At 62.5% G+C, this 22,841-nt stretch carries 25 protein-coding genes; 12 read left to right on the top strand and 13 right to left on the bottom strand.

Annotated features, from left to right (window positions below; translation table 11 throughout):
• Window positions 1–13: 13 nt before the first annotated feature.
• A complete protein-coding gene (locus B9Z47_RS14525; protein ID WP_108331957.1) occupies window positions 14–1,000 on the bottom strand; it encodes an Hsp33 family molecular chaperone HslO in 987 nt (328 codons plus the stop codon).
• Between the two features lie 64 nt (window positions 1,001–1,064).
• On the bottom strand, window positions 1,065–1,589 hold the full coding sequence (locus tag B9Z47_RS14520) for a gamma carbonic anhydrase family protein (RefSeq protein ID WP_108331956.1): 525 nt from the start codon (window positions 1,587–1,589) through the stop codon (window positions 1,065–1,067).
• Between the two features lie 118 nt (window positions 1,590–1,707).
• Here B9Z47_RS14520 and B9Z47_RS14515 point away from each other — a divergent pair, with 118 nt between their 5' ends.
• Window positions 1,708–2,490, top strand: coding sequence for a ferritin-like domain-containing protein (locus B9Z47_RS14515; protein ID WP_369912371.1), 783 nt, complete (start codon window positions 1,708–1,710; stop codon window positions 2,488–2,490).
• 163 nt (window positions 2,491–2,653) lie between these two features.
• Here the strand turns inward: B9Z47_RS14515 and xerD are convergent, their stop codons facing one another.
• Window positions 2,654–3,562, bottom strand: coding sequence for a site-specific tyrosine recombinase XerD (gene xerD, locus B9Z47_RS14510; RefSeq protein WP_108331954.1), 909 nt, complete (start codon window positions 3,560–3,562; stop codon window positions 2,654–2,656).
• A 9-nt stretch (window positions 3,563–3,571) separates the two neighbouring features.
• Window positions 3,572–4,546, bottom strand: coding sequence for a tripartite tricarboxylate transporter substrate binding protein BugE (locus B9Z47_RS14505; RefSeq protein ID WP_108331953.1), 975 nt, complete (start codon window positions 4,544–4,546; stop codon window positions 3,572–3,574).
• A gap of 150 nt (window positions 4,547–4,696) precedes the next feature.
• On the opposite strand from B9Z47_RS14505, the gene B9Z47_RS14500 reads away from it, so the two are divergent.
• Complete coding sequence (locus B9Z47_RS14500; protein ID WP_108331952.1) at window positions 4,697–5,602, top strand: AEC family transporter; 906 nt, start codon at window positions 4,697–4,699, stop codon at window positions 5,600–5,602.
• Between the two features lie 114 nt (window positions 5,603–5,716).
• On the opposite strand, the gene queG is transcribed toward B9Z47_RS14500, so the two are convergent.
• Window positions 5,717–6,781 carry a tRNA epoxyqueuosine(34) reductase QueG gene (gene queG, locus B9Z47_RS14495; RefSeq protein WP_108332043.1) on the bottom strand — a complete coding sequence of 355 codons (1,065 nt, stop codon included), beginning with the start codon at window positions 6,779–6,781 and terminating at the stop codon, window positions 5,717–5,719.
• Between the two features lie 24 nt (window positions 6,782–6,805).
• On the opposite strand from queG, the gene tsaE reads away from it, so the two are divergent.
• The 4 genes from tsaE (at window position 6,806) to B9Z47_RS14475 (ending at window position 9,378) form a co-directional block, all read left to right on the top strand.
• A complete protein-coding gene (tsaE, locus tag B9Z47_RS14490) occupies window positions 6,806–7,366 on the top strand; it encodes a tRNA (adenosine(37)-N6)-threonylcarbamoyltransferase complex ATPase subunit type 1 TsaE (RefSeq protein WP_369912368.1) in 561 nt (186 codons plus the stop codon).
• Window positions 7,356–8,771 (top strand): N-acetylmuramoyl-L-alanine amidase, encoded by a 1,416-nt coding sequence (locus tag B9Z47_RS14485; protein ID WP_108332045.1) that lies wholly within the window; start codon window positions 7,356–7,358, stop codon window positions 8,769–8,771. Before tsaE ends, B9Z47_RS14485 begins: the two co-directional genes overlap by 11 nt.
• A gap of 84 nt (window positions 8,772–8,855) precedes the next feature.
• A complete protein-coding gene (locus tag B9Z47_RS14480) occupies window positions 8,856–9,101 on the top strand; it encodes a type II toxin-antitoxin system Phd/YefM family antitoxin (RefSeq protein WP_108331951.1) in 246 nt (81 codons plus the stop codon).
• On the top strand, window positions 9,091–9,378 hold the full coding sequence (locus B9Z47_RS14475; RefSeq protein WP_108331950.1) for a type II toxin-antitoxin system RelE/ParE family toxin: 288 nt from the start codon (window positions 9,091–9,093) through the stop codon (window positions 9,376–9,378). Before B9Z47_RS14480 ends, B9Z47_RS14475 begins: the two co-directional genes overlap by 11 nt.
• Before the next feature lie 34 nt (window positions 9,379–9,412).
• Here B9Z47_RS14475 and B9Z47_RS14470 read toward each other — a convergent pair whose 3' ends face one another.
• From B9Z47_RS14470 to B9Z47_RS14455, 4 genes are read right to left on the bottom strand one after another with little or no spacing between them, the layout of a single operon-like run.
• Window positions 9,413–10,084: a transaldolase family protein gene (locus tag B9Z47_RS14470; RefSeq protein ID WP_108331949.1), complete on the bottom strand. Its 672-nt coding sequence runs from the start codon at window positions 10,082–10,084 to the stop codon at window positions 9,413–9,415.
• Complete coding sequence (locus B9Z47_RS14465; RefSeq protein WP_233253823.1) at window positions 10,081–11,268, bottom strand: ROK family transcriptional regulator; 1,188 nt, start codon at window positions 11,266–11,268, stop codon at window positions 10,081–10,083. The genes B9Z47_RS14470 and B9Z47_RS14465 overlap by 4 nt, the downstream gene beginning before the upstream one ends.
• A gap of 57 nt (window positions 11,269–11,325) precedes the next feature.
• The gene (locus tag B9Z47_RS14460) at window positions 11,326–11,766 is read right to left on the bottom strand and encodes an RbsD/FucU family protein (RefSeq protein WP_108331947.1); all 441 of its coding nucleotides are present in this window, start codon (window positions 11,764–11,766) and stop codon (window positions 11,326–11,328) included.
• Window positions 11,760–12,557 carry an ATP-binding cassette domain-containing protein gene (locus tag B9Z47_RS14455; protein ID WP_233253822.1) on the bottom strand — a complete coding sequence of 266 codons (798 nt, stop codon included), beginning with the start codon at window positions 12,555–12,557 and terminating at the stop codon, window positions 11,760–11,762. The genes B9Z47_RS14460 and B9Z47_RS14455 overlap by 7 nt, the downstream gene beginning before the upstream one ends.
• A gap of 180 nt (window positions 12,558–12,737) precedes the next feature.
• Between B9Z47_RS14455 and B9Z47_RS14450 the strand changes: the two genes are divergently transcribed.
• From B9Z47_RS14450 to B9Z47_RS14440, 3 genes are all read left to right on the top strand, one after another.
• Window positions 12,738–13,703 (top strand): sugar ABC transporter substrate-binding protein, encoded by a 966-nt coding sequence (locus tag B9Z47_RS14450; RefSeq protein WP_108331946.1) that lies wholly within the window; start codon window positions 12,738–12,740, stop codon window positions 13,701–13,703.
• Window positions 13,704–13,773: 70 nt separating this feature from the next.
• Entirely contained in the window at window positions 13,774–14,718 is a 945-nt protein-coding gene (locus tag B9Z47_RS14445) for an ABC transporter permease (protein ID WP_108331945.1), read from the top strand.
• Between the two features lie 91 nt (window positions 14,719–14,809).
• The gene (locus B9Z47_RS14440) at window positions 14,810–15,742 is read left to right on the top strand and encodes a PfkB family carbohydrate kinase (RefSeq protein ID WP_146185811.1); all 933 of its coding nucleotides are present in this window, start codon (window positions 14,810–14,812) and stop codon (window positions 15,740–15,742) included.
• 230 nt (window positions 15,743–15,972) lie between these two features.
• Here the strand turns inward: B9Z47_RS14440 and B9Z47_RS14435 are convergent, their stop codons facing one another.
• Window positions 15,973–16,611 carry a DedA family protein gene (locus B9Z47_RS14435; protein ID WP_108331943.1) on the bottom strand — a complete coding sequence of 213 codons (639 nt, stop codon included), beginning with the start codon at window positions 16,609–16,611 and terminating at the stop codon, window positions 15,973–15,975.
• Between the two features lie 85 nt (window positions 16,612–16,696).
• Between B9Z47_RS14435 and mutL the strand changes: the two genes are divergently transcribed.
• From mutL to miaA, 3 genes are all read left to right on the top strand, one after another.
• The gene (mutL, locus tag B9Z47_RS14430) at window positions 16,697–18,721 is read left to right on the top strand and encodes a DNA mismatch repair endonuclease MutL (RefSeq protein WP_108331942.1); all 2,025 of its coding nucleotides are present in this window, start codon (window positions 16,697–16,699) and stop codon (window positions 18,719–18,721) included.
• A gap of 345 nt (window positions 18,722–19,066) precedes the next feature.
• A complete protein-coding gene (locus tag B9Z47_RS14425; RefSeq protein ID WP_108331941.1) occupies window positions 19,067–20,281 on the top strand; it encodes a multidrug effflux MFS transporter in 1,215 nt (404 codons plus the stop codon).
• Complete coding sequence (gene miaA / locus B9Z47_RS14420) at window positions 20,278–21,258, top strand: tRNA (adenosine(37)-N6)-dimethylallyltransferase MiaA (protein WP_108331940.1); 981 nt, start codon at window positions 20,278–20,280, stop codon at window positions 21,256–21,258. The genes B9Z47_RS14425 and miaA overlap by 4 nt, the downstream gene beginning before the upstream one ends.
• On the opposite strand, the gene arfB is transcribed toward miaA, so the two are convergent.
• The 3 genes from arfB to B9Z47_RS14405 are packed head-to-tail and all read right to left on the bottom strand — an operon-like array spanning window position 21,255 to window position 22,813.
• A complete protein-coding gene (arfB, locus tag B9Z47_RS14415; RefSeq protein WP_108331939.1) occupies window positions 21,255–21,662 on the bottom strand; it encodes an alternative ribosome rescue aminoacyl-tRNA hydrolase ArfB in 408 nt (135 codons plus the stop codon). The genes miaA and arfB overlap by 4 nt on opposite strands.
• A gap of 39 nt (window positions 21,663–21,701) precedes the next feature.
• Window positions 21,702–22,217 (bottom strand): DUF1178 family protein, encoded by a 516-nt coding sequence (locus B9Z47_RS14410; protein WP_108331938.1) that lies wholly within the window; start codon window positions 22,215–22,217, stop codon window positions 21,702–21,704.
• Window positions 22,214–22,813 carry an NUDIX domain-containing protein gene (locus B9Z47_RS14405; RefSeq protein ID WP_108331937.1) on the bottom strand — a complete coding sequence of 200 codons (600 nt, stop codon included), beginning with the start codon at window positions 22,811–22,813 and terminating at the stop codon, window positions 22,214–22,216. The genes B9Z47_RS14410 and B9Z47_RS14405 overlap by 4 nt, the downstream gene beginning before the upstream one ends.
• Window positions 22,814–22,841 lie beyond the last annotated feature (28 nt).

Here is a 22,841-nt window from a genome sequence, read left to right as displayed (position 1 = left end):
CCTGCGCATCCGGTCAATGTACCGAGCCGCCCGACAGATCGGCGGGCAAACCGGTGAACAAACCCGCCGCGTCAACCGGGTCAAAGCGGTACTGCGCACCGCAAAAGTCACAACCCACCTCCACCTGACCCTGCTCGGCGATGATGCCCTCGACCTCTTCGGTGCCCAGGCTGCGGATCATGTTGCCCACGCGTTCGCGGTTGCAACGGCAGGCAAAGCGGGGGCCTGTCTCGCCAATGAACGGCTCGAAGCGGGCCAACGGCTCTTCCCAATACAAACGGTGCAAGATGGTTTCGGCATCCAAGCCCAGCAACTCTTCGCGCTTGAGGCTCTTGGTCAAGATCGAGATGCGGCTGAAGTCTTCGCTCTGACCCACCACCGACTCGCGCATGAGCGAATCGGTTTTTCCGGCCAGATTGCCCTCACCTTCGATGGGCAAACGCTGGATCAACAAGCCCGCTGCCACCTTGTCGTCGGCCGCCAGCACCAGCACGGTGTCGAGTTGTTCGGACTGCAGCATGTAGTGCTCCAGCACCTCGCTGATGTTCTCCAGCTTTTCACCCCGGTCACCAAACAAGGGCACCACGCCCTGGTAAGGCTGCTGACCGGGCAAGCGGTCTTGGGGGTCCAGCGTGATCGCGCAACGGCCTTCGTTGTTCACATTGACCATCTGGCTCAGGGTGGCATCGCTGGCCACCTCGCCCACCTGGGTGCAAGTGGCGCGCAAGCTCAAGTCGGGCTGCACCTCGACGACACCGAGTTTGACTGGGCCATCGCCAAAAATCTGCAGCACCAAAGCGCCGTTGAATTTGATGTTGCCTTGCATGAGCACGCCCGCCGCGGCCATCTCGCCGAGCAACTGGCGCACGGGTGCGGGATAAGCGCCCGTCTCGGAATTGGCGGCGCGACGGGCCAGGATGTCTTGCCAGGCATCGGTCAGGCGCACCAGCATGCCGCGCACCGGCAGGCCTTCGAAAATAAATTTATGGAGTTCGGACACAGTTCAATCAACAGCCGCGCGGGCTGATCCTTACAAGTTAGATGGTTTTGCTGGGCTGCCGGAGTCAGCCGATTTTCTTCAAGCCCGTCTTGAATCGTCGTGCGTTTTGCATGTAGCTGCGAGCGCTCTGACGCAGACCTTCGATCTGCTCGGGCGTCAGTTCACGCACCACCTTGGCGGGCGAGCCGACGATCATGGAGCCGTCCGGGAATTCCTTGCCTTCGGTGACCAATGCACCGGCCCCCACCAGGCAGTTTTTGCCGATTTTGGCACCATTGAGCACCACCGCGCCCATGCCAATCAGCGATTCATCGCCAATCGTGCAGCCGTGCAAAATGACCATGTGCCCCACCGTGACGTGCTTGCCGATCAACAGTGGCTTGCCATGGTCGCTGTGCAGCACGCTGCCGTCCTGGATGTTGCTGCCCTCGCCGATCTGAATCGGCTCGTTGTCACCGCGCAGCGTGGCTCCAAACCAGACGCTGGCATCGGCGGCGATATGGACCGCACCGATCACCTGCGCCGTGTCGGCAACCCAAGCGGAGTCGGCCACAGCGGGGATGTGGTTATCGAGTTGGTAAATGGCCATGGAAGTCTCCTGGATGTTGCCGAGTTGTTGCCGAATCAGGGAAACCTACAATTGTAGGGAGGCTGGCGGCCTGTCGTAGGCCCTTGCTGCCATTTCCTGAATCAAAGCCATTTTTGTTGTGACCACCCTGTCTTTACGCGCTGCTGCCCTGGCCCCTTGGGGCCAAACCGATCCCGTGCTGAAAGCCCAGGCCACTTTGGCGCTGGACCTGAGCCTGCCCGTGGGCTCGGGCGACACCCTGCAAGCGCCCAGTGCAAGCCCCGGGCGCTCAGCCAAGCCCGAGCTGGTGCCCCACACCCAGCTCAAAGCCAAATCCATGGCCACCCTCGAAGGCCGTGCCATGCTGGTGCACTCGATCGCCCACATTGAATTGAACGCCATCGATCTGGCGCTCGACGTGGTCTGGCGCTTTGCCGGCATGCCCGAGGCTTTCTACACCGACTGGGTGCGCATTGCGCAGGAAGAAGCCAAACACTTCACCCTGCTGCGCAACCACCTGGTGGGCATGGGCTTTGACTACGGTGACTTTCCGGCCCACAACACCTTGTGGGACATGGCCGAACGCACCCAGGGCGACTTGCTGGCGCGCATCGGCATCGTGCCGCGCACCATGGAAGCGAGGGGTCTGGACGCTTCGCCCGGCGTGAAAAACAAACTGGTCAGCGTGGGCGACCACCGGGCAGGCGATATCCTGGACATCATCCTGGAAGAAGAAATTGGCCACGTGGCTGCGGGCAACCGCTGGTACCGCCACCTGTGCGCAGAGCGTGGCCTTGATCCGGTGAGCACCTATGCCGAATTGATCGCGCAATACGACGCCCCGAAATTGCGGCCGCCTTTCAACATGGCAGCACGGCGTCTGGCGGGGTTTGAAGAGGCGGAGTTGGCCGCCTTGAGTTGAGCGCATCCGCCCTTGCAGAGGCGAGCATTCGGCCGCAGGGGCGGCCTCCCACACAACCCCAAGGCCCGTTCCGATGTGGGAGCGAGCCCCTGCTCGCGAACAAGGGCACGGGCTGAGCCGGCATCCGCCGCAAGGGCGGCCTCCCACAAAAGAAACAAATCAGTCACCCTCTGGGGTGGTGCTGGGCGTGCAGGGTCTTGAGGCGCTCCCGTGCCACATGGGTGTAGATGGTGGTGGTCGAAATATCGGCATGGCCCAGCAGCATTTGCACGGCCCGCAAATCGGCCCCGTGGTTGAGCAAATGCGTAGCGAAGGCGTGGCGCAAAGTGTGCGGGGACAAGGGTGCGGTGATGCCTGCCTCGATGGCGTAACGCTTGACGAGGTTCCAGAACATCACGCGTGACATGCCGGTGCCGGGCTTGGGGCCGCTGCTGGTGACAAACAGGTCTTCGGTCTGGCGCTGGCCTAGCAAGGCAGGCCGAGCACGGCTCAAGTAGCGTTGTAGCCATTCCCGGGCTTCTTCGCCAAAGGGCACCAAGCGCTCCTTGCTGCCCTTGCCCATGATGCGCAGCACGCCTTCGTTGAGTGACACATGCAAGGTTTTGAGTGTGACCAACTCGCTCACCCGCAAGCCACTGGCGTACATCAGCTCCAACATGGCGCGGTCACGCAGCCCCAGATCAGTGGCCACATCGGGCGCACGCAACAAAGCATCCACCTGTGCCTCCCCCAGGGTTTTGGGCACACGCAGCGCCTGTTTGGCGGCCAGCATGCGCAATGTGGGGTCGGTCTGGATGAGGCGTTCGCGCAGCGCCCATCGGAAAAAACGCTTGAAGACGGTGAGCCTGCGGTTGGCCGACGTGGCCTTGGTCTGACCGTGGCGCTCGGCGAAATAGGCCTGCAGATGGTGCTCTTGGGTCGCATCCAGCGCCAGCCTGTGGGTCAAAAACAGCCAGGTGGCGTAGAGCGACAAATCCAGACGGTAGGCCGCCAGCGTGTTGGCAGCCAGTCCGTCCTCCAGCCAGAGCGCCTCGGCAAAGCGGTCGATGGCGTTCTGGCTGGCCTCATGCATGGACTGGAATCAGTCCAGCTTGAGTTTTTGCTGGTCCACCACTTTCTTGTAGACCTCGAACTCGGCCTTGATCTGGGCCCCAAACTCCTCGGGCGTATTGGCCACCACCAAAGAACCGGTGTCCTGAATGCGCTTGGTCACAGCGGGGTCTTGCAGGGCCTTTTTCACGCCCGCGCTGATCTTGTCCACCACGTCCTTGGGCAGGTTTTTGGGACCCAGAATGCCGTAATACGCCATGCGGTTGACAGGCTCCAGTCCAATCTCCTTGAAGGTCGGCACGTTGGGCAGCTGGGGCAAACGCTGGGGTGCAGCCACCACAATCGGCACCAGCTTGCCCGACTGAATGAACGGCAAGGCCGAGGGGAGGTTGTCAAAAATGATCGGCACTTGGCCCGCCACCGTGTCGTTCAGGGCCGGGCCTGCCCCGCGATAAGGAATGTGGGTGATGAACACCCCCGCCAAACTCTTCCAGAGTTCGGTTTGCAAATGACCGATACCGCCCGTGCCGGACGATGCATAAGAGTATTTGCCCGGATTTTTCTTCAGTTCAGCCAAAAAGCCTTTGTAGTCCTTGGCCGGGAAACTGGGGTGCACCGCGATCACATTGGGCGTGGCCGCAATGTTGATGATGGGGGTGAAATCGGTGGTGGGGTTGTATGGGATCTTGGTGTTGATGGCCGGATTGGCGGCGGTGGTCGAGACCGTGGCCATGCCCAGGTTGTAGCCATCGGGCAGTGCACGCACGGTTTCGGTGGCTCCCACCACGCCACCGCCACCAGCCTTGTTCTCCACAATCACGCTTTGACCCAATGCCTTGCCCAAGGGCTCGGAGATGACACGCGCCACGATGTCGGTCGTGCCGCCGGGGGCAAAAGGCACTTGCAGCTTGACCGGCTTACTGGGGTAAGCCTGCGCCAACACAGCACCACTGGCCGCAGCGCCGGCAGCCCAAACAGCCCATGAAATCCAACCACGTCGCTTCATTTGTCATCTCCGTTAAATAAATGTGATCATATGCAATCGGCCAGGCAGCTCATGCGAAATCATCGATAAAAGTGCGAAAAACACCGCTTGATTGCCCCAAGGCGACACCGCCAGGGTCGCGGCCTTGCAGGGCACGGTTATCCTAACCCCGTGAATTTCGCTCAACTCCTCTTCCCCGACTTTTCCCTGATTTTGTGCGGCTACTTGCTGTGTCGCTTCACGGCGCTGGGGCGCTCGGTCTGGCAGCCTGTCGAGAATCTGGTTTATTTTTTTCTCTTTCCTGTGCTGCTGTTTCACTCGATCGTGAAAAGCCCCATTGATCTGGTGGCGGCTTCCAGCCTGATCGGTGCCGGTCTGAGCCTGGGCGTGTGTGCCATTGCCCTGTCCTACAGCCTGCCCTACTGGCCCATTCTGGGCCAACGGCTTGACCGGCGTGACCATGCAGCCAGCGCACAAGTGGGGTTTCGCTTCAACTCCTTCATCGCCCTGGCGCTGGCCGAACGCCTGGCAGGCCCCGAGGGCCTGCTGATGATTTCGATGCTGATCGGTGTCTGCGTGCCCCTGTTCAACATCGGGGCGGTCTGGCCCATGGCCCGGCACGCCAACACGGGCTTTTTGCGTGAACTGCTTCGCAACCCGCTGATCATGGCCACCGGTTCGGGACTGATCGCCAACTTTCTGGGCTTTCGCGTCCCCGCATGGCTGGACCCCAGCATCAGCCGCATCGGTGCCTCCTCCCTGGCTTTGGGGTTGATGGCCGCCGGCGCAGGCATGCAGCTGGGCACTTTGCGCCAAGGAAAACTGCTGGGCCTGAGTGTTCTGGGCGTCAAGCACCTGGCCCTGCCGCTGATCGCGCTGGGCATGTCGCACATGTTTCAACTCAATCCAGTCCAGTCCACCGTTTTGCTGGCGTTTTCGGCTTTGCCCACCGCGTCCACCTGCTACGTGCTGGCCGCCCGCATGGGCTACAACGGCCCCTACGTGGCTGGACTGGTCACGCTGTCCACCCTGTCGGGCATGCTGAGTTTGCCGTTTGCGCTGGGTGTGTTGCGCTGATCCTTAAACGACCATGCACGTGATCGTGTAGGGTCGGTGGCATTTGCCACGACGGGTGCTGACGACCTTTGTCAACATGTCGGGGCTATAGCCACCCACAGCTTGACCTGCTGATCAGAACTTGGCCAGTGACCAGACCACCTGTTCCTGCACCACTGGGTCGGGGTGCGCCACATGCGCGCTCAGGGCCTGCTGCAAGCTGAGCCGCTGGTCCTCTGACACGCGCCCGGATGCCAGTGCATTGCCCGCCGCCAGTGCCAGATTGCGCACCCAGCGGGCGTGGCCGATGCGGCGGATGGCGCTGCCTTCGGTCCGGCGCAAAAATTCAGCCTCGCTCCAGCCCAGCAAATGCGCGATGTCCGAGCCGACTAAGCCCTCACGTGGCTGCCAGTCGGGCAAGGGGCTGACTTGTGCGAACTTGTTCCAAGGGCAGGCCAGCTGACAGTCGTCACAGCCGTAGATGCGGTTGCCGATCAGCGGGCGCAAGGTCTCGTCGATCGGCCCGGCGTGCTCGATCGTCAAATACGAAATGCAGCGCCGCGCATCCAACCGGTATGGCCCCACGATGGCCTGCGTGGGGCACAAGTCCATGCAGGCCGAGCACTGGCCACAGTGCGCCGACACGGCAGGGGTTTCGGGCAAGGCAAAGTCCACAAACAACTCACCCAAGAAAAACATCGACCCGGCCTCGCGGCTCAGCACCAGGGTGTGTTTGCCGCGCCAGCCCAGCCCGCTCCGGGTGGCCAGCTCGGCCTCCAGCACCGGGGCCGAATCGGTGAACACGCGGTGACCAAACGGGCCAATCGCCTCGGCAATGCGGTCCTGCAGTTTTTGCAGGCGACTGCGCAAAACCTTGTGGTAATCGCGCCCCCGGGCATAGAGCGACACCACCGCTTCGCCGGGCTGTATGCTGCGCGCCGTCTCGCGGGCCAACCAGTCGGGCGAGGTATCCCGCGGTAAATAATCCATGCGGGCGGTGATCACACTCACAGTGCCTGGCTGCAGCTCTGCGGGGCGGGCGCGCTTCATGCCGTGGCTTTGCATGTACGCCATGCTGCCGTGAAACCCGGCGGCCAGCCAGGCCTGCAATCCGGGCTCGGCCGAGGTCAAATCAATGCCTGTCACGCCAATTTGGGACAATCCCAACTCACGCGCCCAGATCTGGATCTGGGGCCACAGTTCAAGAAGGTCGATTTGAGTACGTTGAGCAGTCACCCATCGATTGTAGGAAGCCCCACCGCCGCCCCACTTTGGGAGGACTTGTGGCCGGATGAGGCCGCCACGCAAGCGTTTGCCGAGCAACTGGCTCAATGCCTACAGCAATGGCCGGGCGGGCGCGATGCCCGCATCGAGTTGCGCGGCAACCTGGGTGCGGGCAAAACCACCTTGGTGCGCCACCTGTTGCGCGCCGCCGGGGTGCAAGGCCGCATCAAAAGCCCGACCTATGCCGTGGTCGAGCCGCACCAAGCGGGCGCGGGTGATGACGCCTGGCCCATCTGGCATTTCGACTTTTACCGCTTCAATGACCCGCAAGAATGGGAAGACGCGGGCTTTCGCGACATCTTTGCCGGGCCAGGGCTCAAGCTCATGGAATGGCCCGACAAAGTGGCCGGGCAACTGCCGCCGCCCGACTGGGTGATCGCGCTGGACGCCATCGATGAAAACCAGCGGCGCGTGCACATCCATGCCGGCACAGAGCGGGGCCAAACGTGGCTTGAATCGTGGCAGCCATCGCCTGGCCAAGGTGCGGACCATGCAGGCTGACCGCCGCCGCCTGATCCAGGCGGGTTTTCTGGCACTGAGCCTGGGTGCGGCCCAACTGGCACGCGGGGCCAACATGCTGGCCGTGCGCATCTGGCCTGCGCCCGACTACAGCCGCGTCACGCTCGAATCGGACGCGCCGCTGAAAACCACGCAAACCTTCATCACCTCGCCACCTCGTCTGGCCGTGGACATCGAGGGCTTGCAACTGAATGCGGCGTTGCGTGATCTGGTGGGCAAGGTGCAGGCGTCCGACCCGAACATTGCAGGCATCCGCGTCGGCCAATTCAGTGCCAACACCGTGCGCCTGGTGATTGACCTGAAACGCCCGATTGCCCCCCAGGTGTTCACCCTGCAACCCGTGGCCGCCTACGCCCACCGGCTGGTGCTGGACCTCTACCCCACCGAGGCCATGGACCCGCTGGAACAACTCATCCAGGAGCGCGCCCCGACCGCGGCAGCGCCCACTGCACCCGGCCTGCCTGCCCCCAGCGCCCCCGTGAATGACCCACTGGGCGAACTGATTGCACGGCGAACTTTGCCCGGCACACCTGGCGTTACGTCTGGCCTGCCGGGCAACTCGCCCGTGCCCTCCACCCGCAGGCAAGACATGCAGCCGCCGCCTGCAGTGTCCATGGACCGCCCCGACCATCCCCCAAGGGGCGACAAAGCCAGCGCTGCGACGGACCGCCTGATCGTGATCGCACTCGACCCCGGCCATGGTGGCGAAGACCCCGGCGCGGTCGGCCCCGGCGGCACGCGTGAAAAAGACGTGGTGCTCAAAATTGCCAAAATCCTGCGCGACCGCATCAATGCCAGCAGCGTGAACGGCAACCCCATGCGGGCCTACCTGACCCGCGATGCCGACTTTTTTGTGCCGCTGCAAGTGCGGGTTCAAAAAGCCCGGCGCGTGCAAGCCGACCTGTTTGTCAGCATCCACGCCGATGCGTTTTTTACGCCCCAAGCCAGCGGGGCCAGCGTGTTCGCGCTCAGCCAGGGCGCGGCATCGAGCAGTGCCGCCCGCTGGATGGCCCAACAGGAAAACAAGGCCGACCTGATCGGCGGCATCAACCTCGGCAGCCAGGATGCACAGGTGCAACGCGCCCTGCTCGACATGAGCACCGCCGCGCAAATCAAGGACAGCCTGATGCTGGGCGGCAGCCTGCTGCGCGAAATCGGTGGCGTGGGCAAGTTGCACAAACCCCGGGTGGAGCAAGCAGGTTTTGCGGTCCTCAAAGCGCCGGACATCCCCAGCGTGCTGGTGGAGACCGCCTTCATCAGCAACCCGGAAGAAGAAGAAAAACTGCGCAGCGACGCCTACCAAAAGCAACTGACTGACGCGCTGATGCGCGGCATCTTGCAGTATTTCTCGCGCAACCCGCCGCTGGCGCGCAACCGTTCGGTCTGAACCTGACCGACCTGGAAAATAGCATTCAAATGAATGTCATTTAAAACATCATATAAAATGCTTTTTAACCAAGGAGCGTCAGACATGGACACCATCCTCAGCAAAAACAGCATCAGTGTCACCGAACTCAAGCGAAACTACGCCACCATCCTGGCGCAAGCCGACGACGAACCTGTTGCCGTCCTCAACCACAACCGGCCCGAAGCCTATCTGGTGCCTGCGGCCTACTTCGAGCGCCTGCTCAACCAGCTCGAAGACCTCGAAGACGCCAAACTCGTTCAAGAACGCGCCCATGGGCCATTCATCGAGATCAACCCCGATGCCCTTTAAGCTGCGCTTTCACGAGCTGGCGTGGGCCGAATGGCAAAAGCTGGACGGCAGCATCAAGGTGCCGCTGAAGAAGAAACTGTTGGAGAGGCTTCAAGAGCCTCGAGTACCCTCCGCCGCACTCACGCACATGCCCGACTGCTACAAGATCAAACTGCGGCAAGCGGGCTACCGGCTGGTGTACCGGGTCGACGACAACGTGGTTTTTGTGACGGTGATTGCCGTTGGCAAGCGCGACAAAAGTGCGGTGTATGCCGCCGCCGTCACACGTCTGCCCTGAACCACGACACCTTGTCGGACCTGAAGGTGCCGACCTACTGGGCAGCCGTCTGGCTCGTCTCCACATCCAGGTCAAACTGCGCCATCGCCGCAAGCGTGAGCGGGTCGGTGGCCAGACCGACCGCGAACTCCGGCCGCACCGTGACCGCATGCGCGCCGCAAGCAATCAGGCGCGACAACACATCGGCCGACTTGATGCTGGCGGCCAGCAACTGCAGGCCGTCGGCCTGCACCGCCACGCAGGCCTCGATCAGTGACCAGACATCGCGGCCATCGGCTTGCAGGCGGCCCACATAGGGCGCGACGAAATTGGCCCCTTGTGCCCGCGCCCAAAGCAATTGCACCGGGTTGGACAAGCCCGTGAGCAGCGTGGGCACGCCCCAGGCCTGCACCTCGCGCAGCACGGGCTGCCAATCGGGGTGGCAGGGCAATTTGATGGTCAGGCGCACGCGGGCCTGCACAGCGGCGGGCAGCAGCACTTCGAGCCATTGCGCGGCTTCGCCCACATCGGCGCGGGGCAGTTGCAGCATCAGCTCGGGGATGCGGGCCTCACCGGCCTGCGCCACCAGTTGCAAATAACCGGCCAAGCTGACCGGCAAACCGGCCTGCATGACCAGCGTGGGGTTGGTCGTCACGCCCTGCACGGGCGGGCAACCCGCAGGCAAGGCCCATTGGCGGGCGTCGGCGGAATCAAGGTAAAACTTCATGCGTTGTCCTGTTTCAGGAAGATGTCTTTGTCGGGGAAAAACTGGCTGTGCAGCGGCAGCAAGGCCCCGCCCAAGGCGCGGGCATGCGCGCCCACTTGGCCCGCCAGCAGTTGCGGCTGGTGCATGCCGTCAAAGCGGTACTGGGCCAGCGCGTCTTGCGTGGCGGCCATCAGGGCGGTCATGAGCGGCGCGCCCAGCGAGCCGTCCATCACCACCGCGTCCAGATCGAGCAAGGCGGCCGAGCTGGCCACCGTCATGGCCAGCGCCTGGCTGGCCTGCGCGATCCACGGGGCGGTGAATTCGGTGTAAGCCGCGTCCATGATGGCAGGCTGGTGGATCAGCAAGGGGTCTTGCCCTGCGGCCAGCAAAGCTTGTTCGAGCTGCCAGCCCGAGGCTTTTTGCAGCAACTGTGGCGGCATGCCGGAACCACGCGACGCCAGGCCAACCGGCAAGGAGCCAATCGCCCCGGCATTGCCACGCTCGCCATTCATGATGTGGCCCGACAGCACCAAACCGCCACCGATGAAAGTGCCGACAAACACGTACAAAAAGCTGCGCACGCTGCGGCCATGGCCTTGCAGCAACTCGGCCACACAGGCGGCGGTGGTGTCTTTGGCAAACACCACGGGCAAATCGGTCAGGCGCTGCACCTCGGCCGTCAGGTCGATGTGTTCCCAGCGGGCCAGGGCTTGCGCCGCTTGCCCGCCCAGCAGGTCGGCCCATTTGTGCAGCGACAAGGGGGCCGTCAGGCCCACGCCCACGGTGCGGGGCCACAAATCGCCCATGCGTGATTTCAGGGTGTGCAGCCCTTGCGCCATCGAGGCAAAAAGGTGATCGGGGTCGGGATAGTCGTAAAGCACCTCAACGCGCTCAACGGGTTTGCCCGTGAAATCGGCCACCAGCAACTCCAGATTGCGTCGCCCCACCTGAATGCCCACACTGAACGCGCCTTGCGGGTTGAGCGACAGCGGCACCGAGGGCTGACCGATCTTGCCGCGCACGCGGTCTTGCTTGACCAGCAAACCGTCATCCAGCAAGCGCCCCACGATGATGGCCACCGTCTGGGTGGACAGCTGGGTCAGGCGCGCCAGATCGGCCTTGGGGATGGCGCCGTGGTGTCGGATGGCCTGCAACACAATGCGCTCGTTGAACTGGCGCATCCCGACGTGGTTGGAACCACGCATGGCGGAAGTCGAGTTGGCGCTGTTCATTGAAACCTAAGAGGCATTGGTGACAAAAAGTTAAAGCAGGATCACGCCCTTGCAAAACAGGGCGTTGCCGTAGGCCGTGCCCTCGCCGCTTTGCACGATCAGGCTGGCCCCTTTGATTTTCTCGTAAAACGCATAGCGCTCCACCGACTCGACCTGCTCGGCCTTGAAACCCTCGGCCACCACCAGATCGACCACCGCTTGCTGGGCCGCCGTGCGGTGACCGTCTGCACTGTGGCACACGCGCATGAAGGCGGCAGGCTGCGCCACATCGACGGCCAGCGGAAACACCGACAGCACGGCACGGCTGACCCGCTCCAAGCTGTGGCCAGGCAGGCGCACCACCGGCTTGCCCTGGCTCAGAAAGTCGGCCGTGAAGTTCGCGTCCACCACGGCCACCCATTCGCCGTGGCCCATGGCGCACAGGTGCATCAGCAGCTCAGGCGTCAGCAGCGGGTCGATCCCTTTCAGCATGTGGCGGCCTCTTGAACTTCAGAGGAAGGCAGGCTGGCCGGGTCAATGGCCCCGGTGATCAGGCCCACGATTTGCTCAGGGCTGGTTTCGCGGGTCAGGCGGCTGCAAATGATGCGGCCTTGGCGGAACACCCAGATGCGGTCCACCAGATCAAACACCTGGCGCAGGTTGTGACTGATGATGATCAGCGGAATCCCCTGCTGCTTCAAACCCTTGATGATTTCTTCGACGCGGGCTGTTTCTTGCACGCCCAAAGCGGCCGTGGGCTCGTCCAGGATGATGAGTTTTTTGGCAAACCCGGCAGCGCGGGCAATGGCCACGCACTGGCGCTGACCGCCCGACATGCCGCGCAGGCTCTCGGACATGTCCTGGATCTTCACGCCCGTGGTCGACAGCATGCTGGCCGATTTGTCGCGCATGGCCTTGTGGTTGAGGATGGACAGCGGGCCCAAATTCAGGCGCGTGATCTCGCGGCCCAAGAAGATGTTGGCAGGCACATCCAGGTCTTCGGCCAGCGCCAGCGTCTGGTACACGGTCTCGATGCCCTGCTCGCGGGCGTTCAGCGGCGACTCGAAATGGACCTTTTGGCCATCCAGCAGGATGTCGCCCGAATTGGGCTGCTCGGCCCCGGTGATCAGGCGCACAAAGGTGCTTTTGCCCGCGCCGTTGTCGCCCACGATGGCGGCATGCTCGCCGGGCAACAGGCGAAATTGCGCATCGGTCAGGGCTTTGACGCCGCCGTAATGCTTGGTCAATTGTTGGATTTCAAGGACAGGTTTGGAAGACGACATGGCAACTCTTTCACATGGAATGGGCTCAAGCATCGCGTATTTGTCAATTTCTTGCATTAGTAAAACTACTAGGTTTACTTAGTAGTGTTTTCCGTTTCTAATCCGTTCGCGGTCAGAGAAAGGGCGCTTGAAAGCCATGCCCTGACCGAGCGACCACCCTCAACAACGGAGATAAGACCCATGATCACGAAACGCACATTCGGCCGCCTGGCCATCGCTGCAGCAGCGGCCACCCTGTTCACCTCGGCCATGGCCGCAGACTTGACCGTGGCTTACATCACCAACGGCAACACCAACGAAGGCTGGACCCTGATCAACGGCGGTGCCAAGAAAGCCGGTCAGGCCAAGGGCGTGAAGTTCATCGAATTGGCCGCCGACAAAGGCGAGCTGTCTCGCCAGCTGGCCATCGTGGAAGACATGATCACCCGCAAAGTCAATGCGATTGCCATCGCCCCCGTGGACTCGGCCGGCATCGCCCCCGCCATCAACAAGGCCCTGGCCGCTGGCATCGCTGTGGTCGCTGTGGACACCGGCATCACCGGCTCCAAGATCACTTCGTACGTCGCCACCGACAACATCAAAGCCGCCAACGTGCAAGGCAAATGGGCTGCAGGTGAGATCAAAGACGGTGACACCGTGATTTATGTGACGGGCGACCAAGGTCAGTCGACTGGCCAAGAGCGCAAGAAAGGCTTTGTGGACGCCCTGAACGCTGGCCGCAAGAACGTGAAGATCGTCGAAGTCGCCACCACTTGGGACCAGACCATGGCCCAAAACGGTGTGGAAGCTGCTTTGCGCGCCAACCCCAATGCCAAGGTGATCGCCTGCGCATGGGATGGCGGTGCTTTGGGTGCCAAAGCCGCATTGATGGCCGCTGGCAAAAAGCCCGGCGACGTGAAAATCGCTGGCTTTGACGGCTCCCCTGGTGGCCTGGACATGATGAAGCAAGGCTGGCAACAAGCCAACGCCGCACAAATGCTGGCCAAAATCGGTCAAGTGGGCGTGGAAACCGCCATTGCCGCTGCGCAAGGCAAAAAGGTCGAAGCTCGCATCGACACCGGCTCCTTCCTGGTGCTGCCTGCCAACGTGGACAAGTTCGCCGCCGACTCCGGCGTGGGCCAGTTCATGAAGGTCAAGGCCAAGTAAGTCAAGGCCTCGATAGGGCCCGCCCGGACCTGCAGGTCCGGGCTTATCTTTTTGCAATACTGAGAAATTTATGAAATCCATCACCCGACAAGAGTGGTATGGCGCCCTGGTGGCGGTCATCGTGCTGGGCGTTTTGCTCACCTTTGCCTCGCCCTACTTCCTGACCACCGGCAACCTGTCCAACATCCTGGTGCAGGCCTCGGTGATCGCCTTGCTCGCGGGTGGACAAACCTTTGTGATCCTGACCGGTGGCGTCGATCTGGCCGTGGGTGCACTGACCGCGCTGGCCGGTGCCGTGGCCGGTCACATGATGATCAAAATGGGCATAGACCCCTACCTGGCCATGCTCGTGGCGCTGGCCATTGGCGCAGCGGTGGGCGTGTTCAACGGCTACTTGGTGGCATTTGTCGGCATTCCGGCTTTCATCGTTACGCTGGGGGGTCTCACGCTGTGGCGTGGTCTGGCGTTTGACCTGACAGGTGGTTTTGACAACGCGGGCTTGCCCGACCCCCTGCCCTTCATTGGTTACGGCGATGTGTTGGGCGTGCCCATGCCCACGCTGATCACCGGTGTCTTTTTTGTCGTGATGGCGTTCATTTTGTCGAGCACCAAAATCGGCCGTTATGTGTACGCCATGGGCTCCAACGAAATGGGGGCCCGCCAAGTGGGCATCAACATCCGCTGGTACAAATTGGGGGTGTACGTCATCTCGGGCCTGTGCTGCGCGCTGGCGGCCATCGTGCTGATGGCCCGCATGGACTCGTCGAGCGGCAAGATGGCGCAGATGTTCGAGCTGGACGCGATTGCGGCGGTCATTCTGGGCGGCACCTCGCTCTTTGGCGGGCGCGGCAGCATCTGGGGCAGTTTGCTGGGCGCGGTGCTGATCACCATGATCCGCAACGGCATGAACCTGATGGAAGTCTCGCAGTTCAAGCAAATGATGGCGATTGGCGCGGTGGTGATTGTGGCCGTGTGGATCGACGTGGTGCGCCGCAAGCACCTGCTCAAGAAATAAGCCCAAGCTCCACCCGAATCACCCACCCTCAACCTTGGGGCCTGACTCGCGCAGGCCCTACCACAAGCCTTTGCACAAGCCTTTGATTGCCATGACCACTCCGATTTTTGTGTTGGGCGAAGCCCTGATGGACTGCATCGCCCAGCCCGATGGTCAATTGCGTCCCTTCATGGGCGGCAGCCCTTTCAACATGGCCCGTGCCGCCGCGCTGCGAGGGGCCAGCGTGGCTTACCTCAACCCCTTGTCCAACGACTTGTTCGGCCAGGGCATGGCGCAGCTGCTGCAGCGTGACGGCGTACAGCTGCCAGGCGGCACCAGCCGCCTGCCCACCTCACTGGCGGTGGTGCAGGTCACGAACGGTCAACCGAGCTACGGGTTTTACCGTGAAGGCATTGCCGACCGCGACTACACCGTGGACGGCATCGTGGCTTTGCTGCGCCAGCAAAAAACGCCGGGCATCCTGCACACCGGCTCCTTGTTGCTGATCCCGCCGGAACACCACAAAGTCGTGGCCATTTTGAAGGCGGCACGCGAGATGGGCTGGACCCTCAGCGTGGACATCAACCTGCGGCCCAAAGTGGCGCATGACCTGACCGCGTATGTGCAGGCCCTGCACGAAGTGATCGCCCTGACCGACTGGCTCAAAGCCAGCGACGAAGACCTGGAAACCATGGGTTTTGCGAATGTCGGTATCGGTGAATCTGCACGTCTGGTGCACGAATTGCGTGCGGGTGTGGCACCGGATGCATTGCACCGCGTGGCCCTGACCTTTGGTGGCGAAGGCGCTCATCTGGACATTGAAGGCCAGACCCACAGCCTGCCCGTGCCCCGCATCACCGTGGCCGACACCGTGGGCGCAGGCGACACCTTCTGGGGCAACACCCTGGCCGACTGGGCTCTGCAGCCTGAGGGTGCCGCTGGGCGCGTGGCCAGCACACTCGATTTGTCCATGAAAGCCGCTGCCATCAACTGCTCCCGCCATGGGTGCCAGCCGCCGACGCGAACAGAAGTGCTGGCGTTTTGAATTTAGTGGACAAATGGCGCTCTGGCCAAGGGCCTGCAAAGTCAGATCGTCTTATCAGCGCGAACAGGGCTCAGGGTCGCGGGGGTCTGTAGGCGCTTGCCTGCAAGCGATGGCTGAACTTTATGGGGCATCTATCGCCAGCAGGGCTGGCTCCTACAACAGACTGAATACCCAACGGCAAACTGAATAATCCTCGGCACAGACTGGATCGCCCATGAACCAGAGGCCAATCAGCTGGCCCGACGTGCCTTCCAGGCCCCCAACAAAGCGATCAGCCCCGGCACAAAAATCAAGGCCCAGATGATTTTGGACAGGTGCGTTTGCACAAAGGGCAAATTGCCAAACAAATAACCCGCCAGCGTCAGCCCGACCACCCAAATGGCCCCGCCCACCACATTGAACAAGGTGAATTTGCTGCGCGTCATCTCGGCGACGCCCGCCACAAACGGCACAAAGGTGCGGATGAACGGCATGAAGCGGGCCAGGATGATGGTGATGCCGCCGTACTTTTCATAAAACGCGTGGGCCTGGTCGAAGCCTTTGCGGCTGAAAAAGCGGGAGTCTTCCCACTGGAACACCCGAGGGCCAAAGTAACGCCCGATCGTGTAATTGGTCTGGTCGCCCAAAATGGCCGCCGCCAACAGCAAGCCCATGACCAGCGGCAGGCTCATCAAACCCGCACCGCACATGGCCCCCACGATGAACAGCAGCGAGTCGCCCGGCAAAAACGGCATGACCACGACGCCGGTTTCCACAAAGATGATGAGGAACAACAAGGCATAAACCCAAGCCCCATATTGACCCACAAAGGCCTCCAGGTAACGGTCCACATGGAGGATGAAATCGACGAGTTGCAGCAAGATGTCCATGCACCGATTATCCCCGCAGGCATTCGGCCGCAAGGACGGCCTTCCACAAACAAATAGACCTGCCGCAAGCCCCTAAAATCAGGCGGTGACTTCCCAACAGACCCCGGCCCCCGCGCGCCGACCCATTCGCGAACTCCCCGATGAACTGATCAGCCAGATCGCTGCAGGCGAGGTGGTCGAACGCCCTGCCTCGGTCGTGCGCGAGCTGGTGGACAACGCCATGGACGCCGGTGCACAAACCATCACGCTGCGTCTGATGGGTGGAGGCACCCGGCTGATTTCGGTGGAAGACGACGGCGGCGGCATCGCCCCGGACGAGCTGGCCACAGCCCTCAAACGCCACGCCACCAGCAAAATCGGCAACCTCGACGAGCTGGAATCTGTGATGACCATGGGCTTTCGGGGTGAGGCGCTGGCAGCCATCAACTCGGTGTCCGAACTCACCCTGCTCTCGCGCATGGACGGCCAGCCCACCGCCTTTGCCCTGGACGGCCGCACGGGCGAGATCCGCCCCGCTGCCCGCGCCGTGGGCACCACGGTGGAAGTCAAAGAGCTGTTTTTCTCAACCCCCGCCCGCCGCAAGTTTTTGAAAAGCGACAGCACCGAGTTGGCGCACTGCATCGAGGCCGTGCGCCGCCACGCCCTGGCCCGCCCCGATGTGGGCTTTGCCATCTGGCACGAAGGCAAGCTGGTCGAGCAGTGGCGGGTGCACCCTGGTGCAGCGGGCCTGGAGCAACGCTTGGCCGATGTGCTGGGCGAAGAGTTCGTGGCGCAGTCCATTGCGGTGGAGTACAACGCCGGGCCGCTCAAGGTCATCGGCCGCGCAGGGCTCCCCGACGCCGCCCGCTCGCGCCCCGACCACCAGTTTGCCTATGTGAATGGCCGTTTTGTGCGCGACAAAGTGGTCATGCACGGTGCGCGCAGCGCCTACGAAGACGTGCTGCACGGTCACAAGCAACCGGCTTACGCCCTGTTCATGCAGATCGACCCCACGCTGGTCGATGTGAACGTGCACCCAACCAAAATTGAGGTGCGATTTCGGGACAGCCGCGCCGTGCACCAGGCCGTGCGCCATGCGCTGGAAAACGCACTGGCTGCCCCACGCTCGCAAAACCTGAGCGAAGAAGCGGGCAGCAGCGCCAGCGACTTTGACCTGAAAGCACCAGTCGCAAAGGCCCTGCCCGAATCGGCCAGCTGGCAACAAGGCGGCATGGCCTTTGAACGCCCTGCCCCGTCCAGCTTCAACGCCCCGGCCTACAAACCGGCGGATTTTTTGCGTTCTCGGGTCGATGGCGAGCAAGCCATGGCCGACCTGAAGGCGCTGTGGCAGCCAGCAGCAGATTACAGGTCAGACGGAAACCCCTATGAAAAAGGTGGGGAGCAAGCCGCTGCGCACGCCGCAGAGGCTGCAGGAATGTGGGAGGCTGCCCCTGCGGCCGAAGGGGATTCGCGAGCAGGGGCTCGCTCCCACACAAATGCAAGCCCCCCTGTTGCCCCTCTTCCCGAAGGTGACTGGCCATTAGGCCGCGCCGTGGCCCAACTGCACGGCGTCTACATCCTGGCCGAAAACAAGCAAGGCCTGGTGGTGGTGGACATGCACGCCGCGCACGAGCGCATCGTCTACGAGCGCCTGAAAAACCAGCTCAACACCCCTGACGGCGACGGCCCGCGCATCGCCAGCCAGCCGCTGCTGATACCGGCCACCTTTGCCGCCACGCCCACCGAAGTGGCCACGGCCGAGGCCTGCGCCGAGGCGCTGGAGCAACTCGGTCTGGAAATCTCGCCCCTGTCGGCCAAAACCCTGGCAGTGCGCGCCGTGCCCACGAGCCTCGCGCAAGGCGATGCGGTCGAGCTGGCCCGCAGCGTGCTGGCCGAGCTGGCCCAGCACGACGCCAGCACCGTGGTGCAACGCGCCCAAAACGAGATCCTGGCGACCATGGCCTGCCACGGCGCCGTACGCGCCAACCGCCGCCTGACGCTCGATGAAATGAACGGATTGCTGCGCCAGATGGAAGAAACCGAACGCTCCGACCAGTGCAACCACGGCCGCCCCACCTGGCGTCAGATGACGATGCGGGATCTGGATGCGCTGTTTTTGCGGGGTCGGTGATGGGTCTTTCATCACCTCAGTCTGAATCCGAGTCCTGGGGGCCCGCCACGCGGCCTCGCTCATACTCGCTTCGCTCGCCAAATCGCGAGCTCCGCGCGGCACGCCCCCATGACTCTGCGTCAGTGGGCTCAAAGACACAGCAGACTTTGAACCACCACACAGCGATGGTTGAGGCCGGTGCGCGGACTGCCCGATTTGGCGAGCGAAGCGAGTATGAGGGCAGCCGCGCACCGGCCCCGACGCTCGTGTTCCAAGAAGGAAGAAGCATCGGCACACAAGCCTCAACCATCGCGCTCCAAGAAGAACCCACCGCCAACGCTGCGCAAAGCACCTGACAAAAACAGCATGCCGCAAAAACTGATCGTCCTCATTCTCGCCCTGCTGCTCGGCCTGCAACCCGTCACCACCGACCTGTATCTCCCCGCCCTGCCCGCCATCACCCAAGGCTTTGGCGCGGGCATGGGCCAGGCCCAACTCACCTTGACGGCCCTGCTGCTGGCTTTTGGTCTGTCGCAACTCGTGTGGGGCCCCCTGTCGGACCGCTTTGGCCGTCGCCCGATTTTGCTGTGGGGCATGGGCGCCTACACCCTGGCCTCGGTGGCCTGCGCGTTTGCGCCCGACATGGCCTGGCTCATCGCGGGGCGCACCGTGCAAGGCATCGCCATGGGTGCAGGCGTCATGGCCGCACGGGCCGTGGTGCGTGATTTGTTCCAGCCCGCCAAAGGGGCCACCGTCATGTCGCAAGGCCTCACCGGCCTGGGCATCATCGCCTGCGCCTGCGCGCCACTGGGCGGCATGCTGACCGACTGGTTGGGTTGGCGCATCGCTTTGCTCATGCTCGCCGTGTTTGGTGCCGCCACACTCGCCTTGTTGTTTTGGCGCTTTGAAGAAACCCTGGCTCAGCCCGATGCGCATGCCTTGCGCGCCAAGCCACTGATCCGTGCCAACCTCGACATCCTGCGCCATCCCGTGTTCCTCACCTGGTGTGCGCTGTCGGCGGCCTCTTACCTGGGGTTGTTCACTTTTCTGGCCAGCTCCTCGTTTGTCTTCGTCACCTTCATGGGCTACAGCAAAACGGCCTATGGGTTTCTCATGCTCAGCATGTCGCTGTCCTACATCGTGGGCACCTTCTGGTGCCGCTGGATGCTGCGGCGCACCAGCGTGCACCGCACTGTGGGCATCGCGGCAGTGCTGACCATCACGGCAGGCGTGAGCATGGCCGCGCTGGCTTATGCAGGCCAGGGTCAGAACTGGTACGGCGCTTGGGCCGTGATGGGGCCGATGTACATCTTCATGCTGGGCCACGGTGTGCACCAACCTTGCGGGCAAAGCGGTGCGGTCGCGCCCTTCCCGCACCGGGCTGGCACAGCCTCGGCCCTGAACGGTTTTTTGATGATGCTGGGCGCTTTCTTCATGGGCAGTTGGCTGGGCGCACACATGGACCAACCTGTTTTTGCACTGGCACATGGCATTTTGCTGTGGGCTTGCATCATCACCACCGTGGCCTGGACCGCGGTGCAACGACACGGCCGCCCGGTGCTTTCGGCCAACCCAGCATGAGCACACCTCACGCCATGCGCCCTCCCACCCAAGCTCAAACCATAGACGCCATCGCCATCGTCGGTCCCACTGCGAGCGGCAAAACGGCCGCGGCCCTGGCCTTAGCGCAGACGCTGCAAGCCCAAGGCGGGGCTGAAATCATCAGCGTGGACTCGGCGCTGGTTTACCGGGGCATGGACATCGGCACCGCCAAACCCACCCGCGAAGAATTGGCCGCTGTACCCCATCACCTGATCGACACGCTCGATCCGCTGCAAAGCTACAGCGCGGCCGAATTCGCCAAAGATGCCACGCGCTTGATACGGGACATCCGCGCTCGCGGCAAAACACCACTGCTGGTGGGCGGCACCATGCTTTACCTCAAAGCCTTGCTGGAAGGCCTGAACGACATTCCTGCGGCTGACCCCGAGGTGCGCACCCAAATCCAGCAACAGGCCGAAAGCCTGGGCTGGCCAGCCATGCATGCCCTGCTGACCCAGGTGGACCCGATCACCGCCGCTCGTCTGGCCCCGGGTGACAGCCAGCGCATTGGACGCGCCCTGGAAGTGTGGACTTCGACCGGCCAAACCCTGTCATCCTTCCACCAAAGCGCCAAGGCACATGCGCCCGACTGGCACATCCCCGTCATCAGCCTGGAGCCTGCCGACCGCGCCTGGCTTCACCAGCGCATTGCACAACGCTTTGACCAAATGATGGCGCAAGGCTTTCTGGACGAGGTCAAGCGGCTCAAGGCACGCGGCGACCTGAATCCTGATTTGCCATCCATGCGTTGCGTGGGCTACCGCCAAGCTTGGGAAGGGCTGGATGCGGGCTGGCCCGAAGCCGAAATCCGCGAGCGCGGCATCTTTGCCACCCGCCAGTTGGCCAAGCGCCAAATCACTTGGTTGCGCAGCATGCCGGGGCGGCTGGTGGTTGCGGCCGACGCGCCGGATGCGCTGACGCAGGTGCTCCAGAAGGTCAATGAATTGCCGCTCTAATCCATCGGGGTCTTGCGACGACCGCTTTTGGTTAGTGACTGGATGGCCTTGCCTTGCAACCGCCGTTGCACCGAGCCATAGGTGGGCTTGGTGGCCTTGCGGGGTTTGGGTGGGTTGGCGTATTGGTCCAGGGTTTCATACAAACGCGCCCACGCATCCACGCGATTGGCTTCCTGAGTGCGGTGGCGCTGGGCCTTGAGGATGAACACGCCCTCTTGCGTCAAGCGGCTGTCACCCGATTGCAGCCAGCGGGCTTTCACATCTTCAGGCAAGGACGAATGGGCCACATCAAAGCGCAGCTGGATGGCGCTGGAGACTTTGTTGACGTTCTGACCGCCCGGGCCTTGGGCTCGGATGGCACTGAGTTCGACCTCGGCATCGTCAATGTGCAAGCTGTGTTTCATGGCACTCGGCACCCGCGCTTCATGGAGGGGACTCCGCGCCTACTGCAGCGGACCCTTGAGGTTTTCAGGCAAGGGCAGCGGCATGACCTCGATGCCTTCATCCAGCAAGGCCTCGGTTTCTTCGCGCGTGGCCTGGCCGCGGATGTTGCGCTCTTCACGCTCGCCGTAATGGATGCGTCTTGCCTCTTCCGCAAACCGGCTGCCCACGTCTTCGGTATGGGCCATGACGTGGCGCACCATGTTCAGCATGGCCGCCTGCATGTGCTGCAAACTGCTGGCGTCCACCGGCACATCCACCGCGTTCGCGCCGGCTGCGCTGCGCTCAGACCCCGCCAGCGCTGGCCCTGAAGTGGCCGCTTGACTCTGGGGTAAGACAGGTTCTGCGGCATGACCCAGATTCAGGCGTGGCGCAGAAAGCATCTTGACGATCTCGCTGTCATTGCAAACCGGACACGTGACCAGACCCCGCGCGCGTTGCGCGTCGTAGTCGTCCTGCGAGCCAAACCAGCCTTCGAAGCTGTGGCCCTGACGGCACTGAAGATCAAGGACTTTCATGGCGATGGGGTCTCAAGGCAAGGCTGCCAGGTCAGCGGCCAAAAACCGGAGGTCACATTTTGCAACCAAAGCAGTCCAGTGAGTGTTTTGGCATCGGTCAACAACCCTTGTTGACATGCCGCCATCAAGTCCTGCGGGCTGGCGGTGAAGACATCGAGGAACTCTTCGGCGTCCAGCTGGCGTTCGCCCAAACTGAGGTCTTTGGCAAACCAGATCTCGATCACCTCTGTCGAGTACGCAATGACCGGGTGAAGCACCCCTGCCCTGGCCCACTGGCGAGCGCTGTAACCGGTTTCTTCGAGCAGTTCACGCTGGGCACACAACCAAGGGTCTTCGCCCGGATCAAGCTTGCCCGCTGGAAATTCGATCATGACCTGCGCCACCGGGTATCGGTATTGCCGTTCCATGACCAGTTGCAGGCCTTCGGGCGTCTCCAGCATGGGAATGATCATGACCGCCCCGGGATGCACCACATATTCACGGGTGGCCAGGCCTTGGTTGGGCAGGCGGACCGTGTCCCGAAAGGCATGTAAAAAATGCCCGCGCAACAGCTCCTCGCTGTGCACCTGGTGCTCGATCAGGTGTTCGTCAGACATGGCGGTCAGGATGCAAGCGAAGCCGCGC

It is taken from the genome of Limnohabitans sp. 2KL-1, from assembly GCF_003063435.1.
Classification (GTDB): Bacteria; Pseudomonadota; Gammaproteobacteria; order Burkholderiales; family Burkholderiaceae_C; genus Limnohabitans_A.
This window is presented reverse-complemented; position numbering and strand designations above follow the sequence as displayed.

What these genes read in the sequence shown, in the direction of transcription:
- B9Z47_RS14520 (WP_108331956.1), bottom strand. Translation starts at nt 1,589, where the DNA reads ATGGCCATTTACCAACTCGATAACCACATCCCCGCTGTGGCCGACTCC.
- xerD (WP_108331954.1), bottom strand. Translation starts at nt 3,562, where the DNA reads ATGCATGAGGCCAGCCAGAACGCCATCGACCGCTTTGCCGAGGCGCTC.
- B9Z47_RS14505 (WP_108331953.1), bottom strand. Translation starts at nt 4,546, where the DNA reads ATGAAGCGACGTGGTTGGATTTCATGGGCTGTTTGGGCTGCCGGCGCT.
- B9Z47_RS14485 (WP_108332045.1), top strand. Translation starts at nt 7,356, where the DNA reads ATGCAGGCTGACCGCCGCCGCCTGATCCAGGCGGGTTTTCTGGCACTG.
- B9Z47_RS14480 (WP_108331951.1), top strand. Translation starts at nt 8,856, where the DNA reads ATGGACACCATCCTCAGCAAAAACAGCATCAGTGTCACCGAACTCAAG.
- B9Z47_RS14475 (WP_108331950.1), top strand. Translation starts at nt 9,091, where the DNA reads ATGCCCTTTAAGCTGCGCTTTCACGAGCTGGCGTGGGCCGAATGGCAA.
- B9Z47_RS14470 (WP_108331949.1), bottom strand. Translation starts at nt 10,084, where the DNA reads ATGAAGTTTTACCTTGATTCCGCCGACGCCCGCCAATGGGCCTTGCCT.
- B9Z47_RS14465 (WP_233253823.1), bottom strand. Translation starts at nt 11,268, where the DNA reads ATGCGTGGTTCCAACCACGTCGGGATGCGCCAGTTCAACGAGCGCATT.
- B9Z47_RS14460 (WP_108331947.1), bottom strand. Translation starts at nt 11,766, where the DNA reads ATGCTGAAAGGGATCGACCCGCTGCTGACGCCTGAGCTGCTGATGCAC.
- B9Z47_RS14455 (WP_233253822.1), bottom strand. Translation starts at nt 12,557, where the DNA reads ATGTCGTCTTCCAAACCTGTCCTTGAAATCCAACAATTGACCAAGCAT.
- B9Z47_RS14450 (WP_108331946.1), top strand. Translation starts at nt 12,738, where the DNA reads ATGATCACGAAACGCACATTCGGCCGCCTGGCCATCGCTGCAGCAGCG.
- B9Z47_RS14445 (WP_108331945.1), top strand. Translation starts at nt 13,774, where the DNA reads ATGAAATCCATCACCCGACAAGAGTGGTATGGCGCCCTGGTGGCGGTC.
- B9Z47_RS14440 (WP_146185811.1), top strand. Translation starts at nt 14,810, where the DNA reads ATGACCACTCCGATTTTTGTGTTGGGCGAAGCCCTGATGGACTGCATC.
- B9Z47_RS14435 (WP_108331943.1), bottom strand. Translation starts at nt 16,611, where the DNA reads ATGGACATCTTGCTGCAACTCGTCGATTTCATCCTCCATGTGGACCGT.
- B9Z47_RS14425 (WP_108331941.1), top strand. Translation starts at nt 19,067, where the DNA reads ATGCCGCAAAAACTGATCGTCCTCATTCTCGCCCTGCTGCTCGGCCTG.
- miaA (WP_108331940.1), top strand. Translation starts at nt 20,278, where the DNA reads ATGAGCACACCTCACGCCATGCGCCCTCCCACCCAAGCTCAAACCATA.
- arfB (WP_108331939.1), bottom strand. Translation starts at nt 21,662, where the DNA reads ATGAAACACAGCTTGCACATTGACGATGCCGAGGTCGAACTCAGTGCC.
- B9Z47_RS14410 (WP_108331938.1), bottom strand. Translation starts at nt 22,217, where the DNA reads ATGAAAGTCCTTGATCTTCAGTGCCGTCAGGGCCACAGCTTCGAAGGC.
- B9Z47_RS14405 (WP_108331937.1), bottom strand. Translation starts at nt 22,813, where the DNA reads ATGTCTGACGAACACCTGATCGAGCACCAGGTGCACAGCGAGGAGCTG.